This is a genomic window from Streptomyces sp. NPDC048277 (genome assembly GCF_040652235.1).
Taxonomy (GTDB): Bacteria; Actinomycetota; Actinomycetes; order Streptomycetales; family Streptomycetaceae; genus Streptomyces.
In genome coordinates this window covers 47,060-59,382 of the sequence record NZ_JBEZLQ010000029.1, presented here as the reverse complement: position 1 = coordinate 59,382, position 12,323 = coordinate 47,060, and the positions used below count along the sequence as shown (strand labels likewise).

Below are 12,323 nucleotides of genomic sequence, written 5' to 3'. Positions count from 1 at the left end.
GGCGGCCCGAGCTCAGGAGGGCGTTTCCTCGTCCTCGTCCTCGTCGGTCTCGGACAGCACGGGGGAGGCGTGGTGGGACCAGAGCTTCCAGCCGTCCGGGGTGCGCATGAACACGTTCGTGGCGACGACCAGCTGCCCCACCAGGGGGCCCAGCTCCTGCCCGCCCGCGGGGGCCGGGCCGCCGCTGAGGATGTTCTCCGTGCAGGTCACCAGGGCGGTGTCGCCGGTCACGGACACGTGCACATCGGTGAGGAAGAACTGGATGTAGTCGGTGTTCGCCATGATCAGCGCGTACGACCTCAGGACCTCGCCCCGGCCGGTCAGCACCGGCCAGCCCGGGTGCACGCAGGAGATCACGCCGGAGTCCGCCGGGTCGTGGTACTCCTCGTCGACGCCCAGGTCGGCGGGTGTGAGCCAGAGGCCGGACACCGCCTCGAAGTCGCCGCGCTCCAACGCCTCGTAGAAGGCGGTGTTGGCGGCCTCGACCTGTTCCACGTCGGTATGGGGGGCGCTCACCGGGCTCCTTCTGCGCCGTGCGATGTGGTGCGCGCGCCTGGTGTGCCGCCTTCTCCACGTGCCCCCTCTATGGCGCGTGCGACCCGTACGGCGTCCGCCGTGGCGCGTACCTCGTGCACGCGCACCGCCCATGCGCCGGCGTGCGCTGCGAGCGCGGAGACGGCGGCCGTCGCCGCGTCGCGCTCCCGGGCCGGCGGGGGCGCCCCCTCGGGTCCGGCCAGGACCCGGCCGAGGAACCGCTTGCGGGAGGCGGCGACGAGCAGCGGGTGGCCCAGGGCGTGCAGCCGGTCGAGGTGGGAGAGGAGGGTCAGGTCGTGCTCGGAGTCCTTGGAGAAGCCGAGGCCGGGGTCGACGACGATCCGGTCGGGGGCGATGCCGCCGGCGAGAACGGCGTCCACGCGCGCGTGCAGCTCGTCGAGGACTTCGGCGACGACGTCGTCGTACACGCCCTTGACGTTGCCGCCCTCCAGGAAGCCCCGCCAGTGCATGACGACGAAGGGGGCGCCGGACTCCGCCACGACGGGGATCATGTCGGGGTCGGCGAGGCCGCCGCTGACGTCGTTGACGAGGGCCGCGCCGGAGGCGAGGGCCTGCCGGGCGACGGAGGCGCGCATCGTGTCCACGGAGACGACGACGCCTTCGGAGGCGAGGCCGCGCACGACGGGGATGACACGGCGCAGCTCCTCGGCCTCGTCGACGCGGGTGGCGCCGGGACGGGTGGACTCGCCGCCGACGTCGACCAGGTCGGCGCCCTCGGCGACGAGGTCCAGGCCGTGCTTGACGGCGATCGTCGTGTCGAACCAGCGGCCGCCGTCGGAGAAGGAGTCGGGGGTGACGTTCACGACCCCCATGACCGCGCACCGGTCCCATCCCGGAAGCCCTGTCACCTGGCCACGTCCGCTGTGGTTGCTCATACGTTCAGCGTAGGCCCCGGGCGGAGCACCGATGCCGTGCGGCCCGAGCGGAGCCCCCCGGCCGGAAGGGGAGGGGCGTCCGCTCGGGTCCGCCGGCGGGTCAGGCCGCCCGTACCTCGTGCTCGGTCACGTGGTGCGGGCAGGGGCGGGCGGCAGGGGCGCTACGGCGCAGGAAGCGCGGGAGCGGGAGGGCGAGGTTGACGAAGCCCTCGGCCTGCATGGCGGCCAGGCCGATGCGCGGGAGGTCGCCGGAGGCCCGGTAGACCACGAAGCGCGGCTCCCAGCGGGGCTGGAACTTGGCGTTGAACTTGTACAGCGACTCGATCTGGAACCAGCGGGACAGGAAGACCAGCAGTCCGCGCCAGGCGCGCAGCACCGGGCCCGCGCCGATCTTCTCGCCCCGTGCGAGCGCCGAGCGGAACATCGCGAAGTTGAGGGAGATCCTGGTGATGCCGAGCTTCGGGGCGGCCTGGAGGGCGGCCACGATGAGCAGTTCGTTCATGCCGGGGTCGGCGGAGCGGTCGCGGCGCATCAGGTCGAGGGAGACGCCGTCGGTGCCCCAGGGCACGAAGTGCAGGATGGCCTTGAGGTCGCCGTAGGGTCCGGGCTGGTCGTCGGCCTTGTGGGCGGTGGCGATCAGGCAGTCGCCGTCGTTGGGGTCGCCGATGCGGCCCAGGGCCATCGAGAAGCCGCGTTCGGTGTCGGTGCCGCGCCAGTCCTCGGCGGCCCGCCGGATGCGGTCCAGTTCGGCCTCGCCGAGGTCACGGATACGCCGTACCCGGGTTTCGTAGCCGGCCCGCTCGATGCGCTTGACCATCTGGCGCACGTTGCGCATCGCGCGTCCGGCGAGTGAGAAATCCGCTACGTCCACCACCGCCTCGTCGCCCAGTTCGAGCGCGTCCAGCCCGGTCTCGCGGGTCCAGACCTCGCCGCCGGTCTCGGAGCAGCCCATGACGGCGGGGGTCCAGGAGTGGGCCTTGGCCTCGTCCATGAAGCGTTCGATGGCGCCGGGCCAGGCCTCGACGTCGCCGATGGGGTCGCCGCTGGCGAGCATCACGCCGGAGACGACGCGGTAGGTGACCGCGGCCTTGCCGCTGGGGGAGAAGACGACGGCCTTGTCGCGGCGGAGCGCGAAGTGGCCGAGGGAGTCGCGGGCGCCGTGCTTCTCCAGCAGGGCGCGCAGCTGGGTCTCGTCCTCCTCGGTGAGCTGTGCGGCGGGGTGTTCGGGGCGGAAGGCCAGGTAGACGGTGGTGACCGCGGTGATCAGGCCGAGCGCGCCGAGCGAGAAGGCGACCGTCCAGGAGGTGGAGCCCACGTAGTTGACGGGGCCCTCGAAGCCGAACAGGCCGTACAGCACGTGCGTGATGCGGTCGGCCAGGCTCGGGTCGCCGATCGTGCGCTTCGGGTGGGCGCTGACGATGACCAGTCCGAGCGCGAGCGAGCCGGCGCTCATGAGTACGAAGTTGGTAAGAGCGCGCCACCGGCTGCGCGGGTCGGGCAGCGCCCTGAACTCGTCGCGGTGGATCACGAGCGGCACGAACAGGGCCAGCGAGATGAGCGCTCCGATGACCGAGTGCCGGTACGCGAACTGCGACACGGCACCGGCCGGCAGGAGCGCGACCGCGGCCCTCCATGCCCGGCGCTTGCGCCGCTTGAGCCCGTGCGCGAGCAGCAGCAACAGCACTCCGGCGCTGATCGAGAGCGCGGCGGCGAACGGCCCGAGCGAGCCGGGCAGCACCTCGGCCATGGCGTGCATACGGCTGTGACGGAAGCGCGGGAACACACCCGCGGCGATGTCCAGGACGCCCACGACGGCGCACGCCCGGCCGACCAGCGCGGGGACAGCCTCCGGACGCGGACCGCGGACCATACGCCGCGCCCGGTCTGATCGGCTCGGAACCCCGCCCGACATTTCCCCATCTATCCTGACAGACATCGCATCCCGTAGTTCTGCGAGAGACCTTGAATCCGGTGCCGATTCGGGCATCCGGCGACATTGCGCCCTCTAGGACGGTGTCTCGGGGGGAGAGGTTCACTCCCCACTGGAAAGCCGGGTCAAAGGCCAAGGAAAGCTCGGGGCAAGCCTCGCTGAAAGCAGCGGTCGCCACGAGGGGAAGCGCAGGCAGGAAGCACCTCATGGGACTCACGAGCAATAAAATGCTGGCATTGACGATTTTGTTCGCCGTGCTGCTGTTCGCCGGCACGGTGTGGCTGTGGCCCCGGCTGGCCCGGCGGAACTGGCGGGCCGTCAGCGGTCGCGTCGGTCTTCTGCTGGCCACTCAGCTGGCCCTCTTCGCGTGCCTGGGGATAGCCGTCAACCAGGCCTTCGGTTTCTACGCGAGCTGGGGTGACCTGCTCGGTACGGAAACCGACCAGGGCGTCGTCGTCGACTACACGGCGGCCGGCCCGGGCCACGGTCCGGTCCACGTGGTGTCCACCTCCCAGGTGCACGGCATGGGCGGTTCGCTGCCCCGGACGGCCGGTGAGGTCCAGCAGGTCGACATAGTCGGCCGTACGACCCGCATCGCCACGCCCGCGTACGTGTACCTGCCGCCGGAGTACTTCCAGCCGCAGTACCGCACGCGTACGTTCCCGGTGACGGTCGTCCTCAGCGGCTATCCCGGCACCGCGTCGGCGCTGGTCGACAAGCTGCACTACCCGCGCACGGCACAGCATCTGGCCCGCTCCGGCAAGATGCGGCCGATGATCCTGGTGCTGCTGCGGCCCACGATCGCCCCGCCCCGGGACACCGAGTGCGTCGACGTCCCGCGCGGGCCGCAGACCGAGACCTTCTTCGCCAAGGACCTGCCCGAGGCCGTACGCGCCCACTACCGGGTCGGCGGGAAGCCGGGCCGCTGGGGATGGGGGGTCGTCGGTGACTCGACGGGCGGGTACTGCGCGCTCAAGCTCGCGATGCACCATCCCGACGTGTACAAGGCCGGTGCCGGACTGTCCCCGTCGTACACCGCGCCCCACGACCCCACGACCGGCGACCTCTTCCAGGGCGACCGGAACCTCAAGAACCGCTCGAACCTCTGGTGGTTCCTCGGGCACGAACCCGCTCCGGACACATCGCTGCTGGTCACCAGCAGCAAAATCGGAGAGAAGAACTACAAGGACACGATGAAATTCATCGCGCGCGTGCAGGCCACGAACCTGACCCGGATCTCGTCGATCATCCTCGACAGCGGTGGTCACAACTTCAACACCTGGCGCCGCGAGATCCCCGCGACGCTCCAGTGGATCAGCGGCAGGCTGGGTGGCAGCTGAACCGCGGCATTGCCGATGCCGTGCGAAGGCTTCGTTGTCGCCGTGTTTTTACGGCCCGGGGCACCACGATTCGCCTACGCGCGGTAAGTTTCTGGCCATGCCACGTGGACGTCACCGTCATTCCCCTCCACTGCACAGGCTGTTGCCTCCTTCGGTGATCGCCAGTGTCTCCCTCGTCTGCGCTCTCGGCCCCTGGGTGTTCTCCCAACCGACGGTGCTGCGCACCCTGGCCGCGATAGCCGCGGCCACCACCGCCGTGGGTGCCGCCGTCATGCGCCGGTGGGACAGCGAGGCGGGCAAGCAGGTGGCCGACCTGTCACGCGCGCGTGCGAGCGACGAGTGGCGCCACGAGGAGCGGATCGCCGAGCTGGAGACCGACCTCGAGGAGTCGCGGGAGCTGCGCACCAAGCTGGAGCAGCGCCTGCGCGCGAAGCGGGCGGAGCTGGCGGGCCTGCGCAACGAGCACGCGTCCCTGCTGCGCCGCTACGCCACCGCCGAGACCGAGCGGGCGAGCGCCCTGGAGGGCCGCCGCCTGCTGGAGATCGAGGCCGCCGAGCCGTCGTCCGATGCGCTGTCGGCCGCCGGGGCCGCCGCGGAGCCCGACGATGTCGAGGAGACCGTCGAGGAGCTGACGGTCGAGGAGACGGCTCCCGCGATCTTCTCGCCGGAGGGTTCCAAGCTGTTCCTGCGGGCCAAGGTGGCATTGGCCCGCTTCGACGAGGGCGACGCCCCGGAGGCCGACGCCGACGCCGGCACCGAGGGCGTGAAGGAGACGGCCGCCGAGTCCGAGGCGCCGAAGGGCGAGGCCGCGCCGGAGGACGAGGAACAGGGGCAGCCCGAGGCGGCCGACGGGCACACGCGCGCGGCCGCCACCACCACGGCCGAGCCGGCGGACACCGCCCCGGCGGCGGCCGAGCAGGACCCCCACCCCACGACGGTCCCGTCCGCCAACTCCGTGCAGCCCACCGGGCACTTCACGGTGCCGACGGCGGTGGCCGTGCTGCCTGCCGCGCCCATCCCGCGTCCGCTGGTCACCGGTGGGTTCGACTTCTTCGGCACGCAGAAGGGCTCGCCGTCCGGCGGTCTGGAGTCCATGCACAACGAGGACCTCGCGGACGTCGTCGGCCAGGAGGCGCTCGCGCTCCACAAGGCCGAGTCCGAGTCCGACTTCAAGCCCGTCGGCCAGGCGCGGGGCGTCGGCCAGGTCATCGACCTGACCGCGCACGACGAGACGGAGCAGATCAACCTCGGGGGCCTGCGCAGCGCCGCGTCCTGAACGCGTGCCGGTGGTCGGGCGCTGAGGTGAGCGCCCTTTCAGGGGCGCGGGGAACTGCGCGACCAGCCCCCACTCACCCGCACCCGACCACCGTCCGGACCGACCGAGCCGGCCGTCAGGCCATCCAGCGGTCCGGCCGCGCCGCGCGGCGTCCCGTCCGCGACCGCTCGGCCTGCTCCCGCAGCAGCGCCGCCGCCTCCTCCGCGCCCCGCAGACGGGCTGTCACGGTCTTGTTGGCCCCCGTGTCCACATGAACGTCCGCGAGCCGCCACAGCCGCTCCCAGGGCCCCTGCGTCAGCCGTACGCTCTGGACCTTGGCATGCGGGACGAGCGACAGCTTCCGGCGCAGCAGCCCGTGCCGGGCGGCGAACACCGCGTCCGTGACCGCGAGCCCGTACCCGCGCCACCACAGCGGCACGCACCACCCGGCCCGCCGCGGCGGGCGCGACAGCTCGGCCGGCACGGTCACACCGGGCAGCACGCGCGCGACGACCGACTCGGCGACCGCGCGCGGGGCGACCGGCACCAGCACGGAGTTCGCCGACCCGGCCACGTCCAGCTCCACCCGCACCCAGCGCAGCGGCCGCCACATCAGCGGCTCCACTATCCGCACGGTCTGCACCCGCCCCGGCGGCACGGTCTCGTGCGTGCGGTCGAGGAGCCCGTGGTCGATGCGCAGCCCGTCCGGGGACTCCGCGAGCGTCCAGTCGTACTCGGCGACGAACCGGCCCACGCTGGTCGTGGCCGCCGCGCCCAGCAGCGGCAGGGCGGTGGCGAGGACCGTCCACACGCTGTGGGTGGCCAGCCAGAGGAAGGGCGGTACGACGAGGGCCGCGGCCAGCGAGCCCCAGGCGGCGCCCGTCAGCACGAGGGAGAGCGCGAGCTTGCCCGGGGGCACGCGCATCAGCTCGTGCGCCGGTGCCTCGCCGACCTCGTGCGCCGTCTCGGGCGCGAATCCGGCGGCGCGTGCGAGCAGCTCCGCGCGGAGCGCACGGGCCTCGCCCTCGCCGAGGAAGGCGAGTTCGTCCTTCTTGTCGGTGCCGACGACGTCGATGCGCAGCTTGGCGACGCCCGCCACGCGCGCGAGGAGCGGCTGGGTCACGTCGACGGCCTGGATCCGCTCCAGCCGGATGTGCGCGGTGCGCCGGAACAACAGGCCGGTGCGTATGCGCAGTTCGCTGTCGGTCACCGAGAAGTGGGTGAACCACCAGGTGAGGAAGCCGTACAGGGCGCCCGCGGTGACCAGGGCGGCGAGTCCGCCCAGCAGCATGGTGGCGGTCAGCTTCGTCAGCTGCTCCTGGGCCTGGTTCGGGTCGTGGACCGCCCAGCCGGTGATCACCGCGACCGGCGCCCACGCCCGCCGGAACGGCGTCACGGGGTGCAGCCGCCGTTCGGGCACGATCCTGCTCTCACGTATGGCGTCGTCGACGCCCGGCGTGGTCACAGGCCCGCCGATCGGGCCTCGCCGAGCTCGGTGAGCCGGTCACGCAGCCGCTCCGCCTCGGCCGGGTCGAGGCCGGGGATCGTCGCGTCGGTGGCCGCCGCCGCGGTGTGCAGCTGCACGCTGGCCAGCCCGAAGTGCCGTTCGACGGGCCCCGAGGTCACCTCCACCAGCTGCATCCGTCCGTACGGCACCACGGTCTCCTCGCGCCACAGCACACCGCGGCTGATCAGCAGGTCGTCGGCGCGCTCGGCGTACCGCCAGGACCGCCAGTTGCGGCCCAGCAGCACCCAGCCCCACGCCAGCAGGGCCAGCGGCAGCAGCGCGAACGCCGCCCACACCGGACCCGCCAGCAGGCCCAGCAGCAGCCCCAGGGCGAGGGCGAGCAGCCCCAGCCACACCACCAGCAGCAGCCGGCGCATCCGCAGCAGGCCGGGCGGCAGCCCCGTCCACATCGGCTCGGTCCCCGTCGTCTCGGCGCCGGCCGCGCTCCCCGTTTCCATATGGCCAGCGTACGTAGGAGAGACTGTGTCCATGACTCCTACGACGGAGACCACGGTCGGGATCGGCGGCGCCGCGGAGAGCACCGACATGGTGCTCAACATCGGCCCCCAGCACCCCTCCACGCACGGCGTGCTGCGGCTGAAGCTGGTGCTGGACGGTGAGCGGATCGTCTCGGCGGAGCCGGTGATCGGCTATATGCACCGCGGCGCGGAGAAGCTCTTCGAGGCACGCGACTACCGGCAGATCATCATGCTGGCCAACCGTCACGACTGGCTGTCGGCCTTCTCGAACGAGCTGGGCGTGGTCCTCGCCGTGGAGCGCATGCTCGGCATGGAGGTGCCCGTCCGCGCGGTGTGGACGCGCACGCTGCTCGCCGAGCTGAACCGGGTGCTCAACCACCTGATGTTCCTCGGCTCCTACCCGCTGGAGCTGGGCGGGATCACCCCGGTCTTCTACGCGTTCCGCGAGCGCGAGGTCCTCCAGAACGTCATGGAGGAGGTCTCCGGCGGGCGCATGCACTACATGTTCAACCGCGTCGGCGGCCTCAAGGAGGACCTCCCGGCCGACTGGACCGCACGCGCGCGTGCCGCCGTCTCCGCCGTGCGCTCCCGCATGGACGTCTTCGACGACCTGGTCCTCGGCAATGAGATCTTCCGGGGGCGCACGAGGGGCGTGGGCGCCCTTGCGCCGGAGGCCGTGCACGCGTACGGGGTGAGCGGGCCCATCGCGCGCGCCTCGGGTGTCGACTTCGACCTGCGCCGCGACGAGCCCTACCTGGCCTACGGCGAGCTCCAGGACACCCTGAAGGTGGTGACCCGGACCGAGGGCGACTGCCTGGCCCGCTTCGAGTGCCTCCTGGAGCAGACGCACAACGCCCTGGACCTCGCCGACGCCTGCCTGGACCGGGTCGCCGAGCTGCCGCCCGGACCGATCAACCAGCGGCTCCCCAAGGTCCTCAAGGCACCCGAGGGCCACACCTACGCCTGGACCGAGAACCCCCTCGGCATCAACGGCTACTACCTCGTCAGCAAGGGCGAGAAGACCCCGTACCGGCTGAAGCTGCGCTCGGCGTCGTACAACAACATCCAGGCCCTGACCGAGCTGCTGCCGGGGACGCTGGTGGCGGACATGGTGGCGATCCTGGGGTCGATGTTCTTCGTGGTCGGAGACATCGACAAGTAGCGACGAGTAGCGACAAGTAGCGACAGACAGCGACAAGCGGAGGCGAGCAGCGCGGGTGCCGCGTGCGCGTCAGAGCAGCGCGTCCTTGATGCCCACCGGCTGGAGCAGCCAGCCGAAGTCGCCGAGGCCGCCGGAGGCGGTGAGTTCGGCGGCCTCTCCGGTGGTCGCGAGGGCGCGGACGTAGGCGGCGGGGTGGGTGGAGGCGAGCGTGAGCGGGGGGCGTGCGCTGATCAGGCCCAGGGCGCGCAGGGCGTCGCGTTGTGTGCACAGGAGCGCCTCGGGCAGCCTGAGCGCCGGGTCGAGCGCCGCGCACGCGTCCAGCGCGACATGCGCCGTGATGTCGCACGACCCGTCCGGCACGGGCGCCGTCGCCCGCCCCTCGCGGAAGCCGGTGAGCGTTCCGAACGGGGGGCGCCTGTCCGCGGTGTGCGCGTAGTCCACGGCCACCGCGAGTCCCCTGCGGAGACTGGTGACGGCGGATGCCCACGCCTGGTCCCGGGGCAGCCCGATCTCCGCGCGCAGCCCGTGCTCGGTGCTCAGCGGCCACCACCGGGCGAGCCACTCCGCCTCCGGACCGGACACCCGCTCCCCGAGCAGTTCGATGCCGTCCCGCCGGACGTGCACCAGGCGGGGCACACCGGCCGCGTCCACCTCGGCGACGTCGACCGGGACGTTGTCGAGCCATTCGTTGGCGAAGATCAGGCCGGTGACCGTGCGCGGGAGTTCGGTGAGCCAGGTGACGCGGTCGGCGAGGCCGGCCGGGCGGGCGGCGACCTCGACGGCGTACGCACGCGCGCGTGCCGCGACGTCGGCGGGCAGGGCGGCGAGCACACCGGTGACCAGCTCGCCCCGGCCGGCGCCCATGTCGACGAAGTCCAGCGTCTCCGGGCGCCCGAGGGCCTCGTCGACCCGGCACAGCAGCTCGGCCACGGCCTCGGCGAACAGCCCTGACGCGTGCACCGACGTACGGAAGTGCCCGGCCGGGCCCTCCGGGCGGCGGTAGAAGCCGCCGGGGCCGTACAGGGCCGCCTCGGTGGCCGTACGCCAGCCACGGGCGTCGTCGGCCGTCTCTCGCGTCGCCTCATCCGTCACCGGGCCAGACTAGGCGTACAGGTGATCACCTTCTCCACCTTGCGGAGTACACATGCGGAACAGGGATCGGCCCTCCGGTTGACCCCTGCACCTATCACGCTTCCCTACTCTGGGTTACGTGCAGCGCCTCTATGACTTCCTCCGCAGGCACCCGACATGGGTCGACACCTTCTGGGCCGTCGTCCTCCTCGGGCTCTCCGGCGCGAGCGCCTGGAGGCTCAACCAGGGGCAGGACCAGCACGGGTCGGCCGCCGCCATGATGGCCGTGGCGGTCGTCATGAGCGTCGTCGTCGCGCTGCGCCGCCGGTTCCCGGAGCAGATGCTGCTGCTGGCCGCGGCCACCGGCCTGGCCCAGCTGGTGCTGGACGTGGAGACGACGGTCGCCAACTTCGCCATGCTGGTGATCGTCTGCACGAACGCCGCGACGGGCCCGCGCTGGGCGTCCCGGTTCGGCCTCTACGCCGGGCTGTGCGCGGCGCCCCTGGCGGAGATCCGCTGGCCGCAGGACCGGCTGAGCGTCCCGGGCCATATCGCGCTCGTGCTGTTCCAGACGGTGCCGTTCGTGCTCGCCTGGGTGCTCGGCGACTCCATGCGCACCCGCCGCGCCTACTTCGCGCAACTGGAGGAGCGCGCCGCCCGGCTGGAGAAGGAGCGCGAGGCGCAGGCCAAGGTCGCCGTCGCCGCCGAGCGCGCCCGGATCGCGCGCGAGCTGCACGACGTGGTCGCGCACAACGTGTCCGTGATGGTGGTCCAGGCCGACGGCGCCGCCTACGTCCTCGACGCCGCCCCCGACCAGGCCAAGAAGGCCCTGGAGACGATCTCCTCCACCGGCCGCCAGGCCCTCGCCGAGATGCGCCGCCTGCTGGGCGTGCTGCGCACCGGCGAGCACAAGGAGGTCGGCGAGTACGTCCCGCAGCCCGACGTCGAGCAGATCGACGACCTCGTCGAGCAGTGCCGCAGCTCCGGCCTGCCCGTCGACTTCAAGGTCGAGGGCACCCCGCGCCCGCTGCCCAGCGGCGTCGAGCTCACGGCGTACCGGATCGTGCAGGAGGCGCTCACCAACACCCGCAAGCACGGCGGCCCCAACGCGGGCGCCAGCGTGCGGCTGGTCTACTTCGACGACGGACTCGGCCTGCTGGTGGAGGACGACGGCAAGGGCGCCCCGCACGAGATGTACGAGGAGGGCGGCGCCGACGGACAGGGGCACGGCCTGATCGGCATGCGCGAGCGGGTCGGTATGGTCGGCGGCACCCTCGACGCGGGTCCCCGTCCCGGCGGAGGATTCCGCATCAGTGCCCTGCTGCCGCTCAAACCGGCGCATTGACACAGACGCGCGCCCCTGGTTGACACCTGTCACGCCCCGGAAAAGCCGCAAAAAACCCGGAACAAACAGACGAACGGAAACGGAAGAGGCCCCGATGACGATCCGCGTGATGCTCGTCGACGACCAGGTGCTGCTGCGCACCGGGTTCCGGATGGTGCTCGCGGCCCAGCCGGACATGGAGGTCGTCGCGGAGGCGGGCGACGGCGTCGAGGCCATCCAGGTGCTGAAGGCCACCGACGTGGACGTCGTGCTGATGGATGTGCGCATGCCCAAGCTGGACGGTGTGGAGGCCACCCGCCGCATCTGCGCCGAGCCGGACGCGCCCAAGGTGCTCATCCTGACCACCTTCGACCTCGACGAGTACGCCTTCTCGGGGCTGAAGGCGGGCGCCTCCGGCTTCATGCTCAAGGACGTGCCGCCGGGGGAGCTGCTGGCCGCCATCCGCTCCGTGCACAGCGGTGACGCCGTCGTCGCGCCCTCCACCACGCGACGGCTGCTCGACCGCTTCGCGCCGATGCTGCCCTCCGCCGGCAAGGAGCCCCGGCACCAGGAACTGGAGCGGCTCACCGACCGCGAGCGCGAGGTCATGGTGCTGGTCGCCCAGGGACTGTCGAACGGCGAGATCGCGAGCCGGCTGGTGCTCTCCGAGGCGACCGTGAAGACCCATGTGGGCCGCATCCTCACCAAGCTCGGGCTGCGCGACCGCGTCCAGGTGGTCGTGCTGGCCTACGAGACCGGGCTGGTCCGGGCGGGCGGCGGGCACGGCTGACGCACGGCGCCCCTTGCGGGGCGCTCCGGCGCGGG

At 72.2% G+C, this 12,323-nt stretch carries 11 protein-coding genes; 5 read left to right on the top strand and 6 right to left on the bottom strand.

What is annotated here, in order from left to right; translation table 11 throughout:
• Positions 1 to 12 precede the first annotated feature (12 nt).
• The 3 genes from AB0D85_RS42465 to AB0D85_RS42455 form a co-directional block, all read right to left on the bottom strand.
• The gene (locus AB0D85_RS42465; protein ID WP_362333269.1) at positions 13 to 516 is read right to left on the bottom strand and encodes a nuclear transport factor 2 family protein; all 504 of its coding nucleotides are present in this window, start codon (positions 514 to 516) and stop codon (positions 13 to 15) included.
• The gene (gene folP / locus AB0D85_RS42460; RefSeq protein WP_362333266.1) at positions 513 to 1,430 is read right to left on the bottom strand and encodes a dihydropteroate synthase; all 918 of its coding nucleotides are present in this window, start codon (positions 1,428 to 1,430) and stop codon (positions 513 to 515) included. Before folP ends, AB0D85_RS42465 begins: the two co-directional genes overlap by 4 nt.
• Before the next feature lie 100 nt (positions 1,431 to 1,530).
• Entirely contained in the window at positions 1,531 to 3,342 is a 1,812-nt protein-coding gene (locus tag AB0D85_RS42455; protein WP_362333262.1) for a phosphatidylglycerol lysyltransferase domain-containing protein, read from the bottom strand.
• A 224-nt stretch (positions 3,343 to 3,566) separates the two neighbouring features.
• Here AB0D85_RS42455 and AB0D85_RS42450 point away from each other — a divergent pair, with 224 nt between their 5' ends.
• Both AB0D85_RS42450 and AB0D85_RS42445 read left to right on the top strand, forming a co-directional pair.
• Positions 3,567 to 4,700, top strand: a complete 1,134-nt coding sequence (locus AB0D85_RS42450; protein ID WP_362333259.1) for an alpha/beta hydrolase-fold protein — start codon at positions 3,567 to 3,569, stop codon at positions 4,698 to 4,700.
• Between the two features lie 97 nt (positions 4,701 to 4,797).
• Positions 4,798 to 5,976: a hypothetical protein gene (locus AB0D85_RS42445; RefSeq protein WP_362333256.1), complete on the top strand. Its 1,179-nt coding sequence runs from the start codon at positions 4,798 to 4,800 to the stop codon at positions 5,974 to 5,976.
• Positions 5,977 to 6,091: 115 nt separating this feature from the next.
• On the opposite strand, the gene AB0D85_RS42440 is transcribed toward AB0D85_RS42445, so the two are convergent.
• Complete coding sequence (locus tag AB0D85_RS42440; RefSeq protein WP_362333253.1) at positions 6,092 to 7,420, bottom strand: PH domain-containing protein; 1,329 nt, start codon at positions 7,418 to 7,420, stop codon at positions 6,092 to 6,094.
• On the bottom strand, positions 7,417 to 7,920 hold the full coding sequence (locus AB0D85_RS42435) for a PH domain-containing protein (protein WP_362333250.1): 504 nt from the start codon (positions 7,918 to 7,920) through the stop codon (positions 7,417 to 7,419). The genes AB0D85_RS42440 and AB0D85_RS42435 overlap by 4 nt, the downstream gene beginning before the upstream one ends.
• Positions 7,921 to 7,951: 31 nt before the next feature.
• On the opposite strand from AB0D85_RS42435, the gene AB0D85_RS42430 reads away from it, so the two are divergent.
• Positions 7,952 to 9,103, top strand: a complete 1,152-nt coding sequence (locus AB0D85_RS42430) for an NADH-quinone oxidoreductase subunit D (RefSeq protein ID WP_362333247.1) — start codon at positions 7,952 to 7,954, stop codon at positions 9,101 to 9,103.
• Positions 9,104 to 9,172: 69 nt separating this feature from the next.
• Here the strand turns inward: AB0D85_RS42430 and AB0D85_RS42425 are convergent, their stop codons facing one another.
• Positions 9,173 to 10,195 carry an SAM-dependent methyltransferase gene (locus tag AB0D85_RS42425; RefSeq protein ID WP_362333244.1) on the bottom strand — a complete coding sequence of 341 codons (1,023 nt, stop codon included), beginning with the start codon at positions 10,193 to 10,195 and terminating at the stop codon, positions 9,173 to 9,175.
• A gap of 118 nt (positions 10,196 to 10,313) precedes the next feature.
• On the opposite strand from AB0D85_RS42425, the gene AB0D85_RS42420 reads away from it, so the two are divergent.
• Together AB0D85_RS42420 and AB0D85_RS42415 are read left to right on the top strand one after the other, a co-directional pair.
• A complete protein-coding gene (locus AB0D85_RS42420; RefSeq protein WP_362333241.1) occupies positions 10,314 to 11,519 on the top strand; it encodes a sensor histidine kinase in 1,206 nt (401 codons plus the stop codon).
• 94 nt (positions 11,520 to 11,613) lie between these two features.
• Positions 11,614 to 12,288, top strand: a complete 675-nt coding sequence (locus AB0D85_RS42415; RefSeq protein ID WP_362333237.1) for a response regulator transcription factor — start codon at positions 11,614 to 11,616, stop codon at positions 12,286 to 12,288.
• The last annotated feature ends 35 nt before the right edge of the window (positions 12,289 to 12,323 follow it).

Excerpts from the sequence above, each read along its gene's own strand:
- folP (WP_362333266.1), bottom strand. The coding sequence starts at position 1,430 with ATGAGCAACCACAGCGGACGTGGCCAGGTGACAGGGCTTCCGGGATGG.
- AB0D85_RS42455 (WP_362333262.1), bottom strand. The coding sequence starts at position 3,342 with ATGTCGGGCGGGGTTCCGAGCCGATCAGACCGGGCGCGGCGTATGGTC.
- AB0D85_RS42450 (WP_362333259.1), top strand. The coding sequence starts at position 3,567 with ATGGGACTCACGAGCAATAAAATGCTGGCATTGACGATTTTGTTCGCC.
- AB0D85_RS42445 (WP_362333256.1), top strand. The coding sequence starts at position 4,798 with ATGCCACGTGGACGTCACCGTCATTCCCCTCCACTGCACAGGCTGTTG.
- AB0D85_RS42435 (WP_362333250.1), bottom strand. The coding sequence starts at position 7,920 with ATGGAAACGGGGAGCGCGGCCGGCGCCGAGACGACGGGGACCGAGCCG.
- AB0D85_RS42430 (WP_362333247.1), top strand. The coding sequence starts at position 7,952 with ATGACTCCTACGACGGAGACCACGGTCGGGATCGGCGGCGCCGCGGAG.
- AB0D85_RS42415 (WP_362333237.1), top strand. The coding sequence starts at position 11,614 with ATGACGATCCGCGTGATGCTCGTCGACGACCAGGTGCTGCTGCGCACC.